Genomic DNA, 335 nt, shown 5'->3' on the forward strand with positions numbered 1-335 from the left:
GATATATGTCATCTCACAGTTATTCATATACGATTTTTCCATAAAAACCCTCACTTAATATTTTTGACATTTGGGTAAATGGCTTTATAGTGCTGATAGATGGTTTCGTAGACAGCGACATTTTCTGGAATTGGCTGAATGGCGTCAGTGTATGCTACAAAGTGGTCTGCGCAGGATTCCATATTCTCAAACCATCCTAAACCAAGAGCTGCTAGCATCGCCGCACCTAAGCCTGGTCCTTGTTCAGCTTTTAAGGTTACAATTTCTGCATTAAAGACGTCTGCCTGTATCTGGAGCCAATCTTTATTTTTAGCACCACCACCGACAGAAACAAT

The 335-nt window shown here is 40.6% G+C and carries 1 protein-coding gene; it reads right to left on the reverse strand.

Annotated features, from left to right (window positions below; translation table 11 throughout):
- Positions 1–50: 50 nt before the first annotated feature.
- Positions 51–335, reverse strand: a 285-nt coding sequence (locus C1G53_RS07355; RefSeq protein ID WP_269087993.1) for an FGGY-family carbohydrate kinase, incomplete at its 5' end; no start/stop codon positions are given.

This window comes from Streptococcus suis (assembly GCF_002960445.1).
GTDB classification, from domain to species: Bacteria; Bacillota; Bacilli; order Lactobacillales; family Streptococcaceae; genus Streptococcus; species Streptococcus hyiners.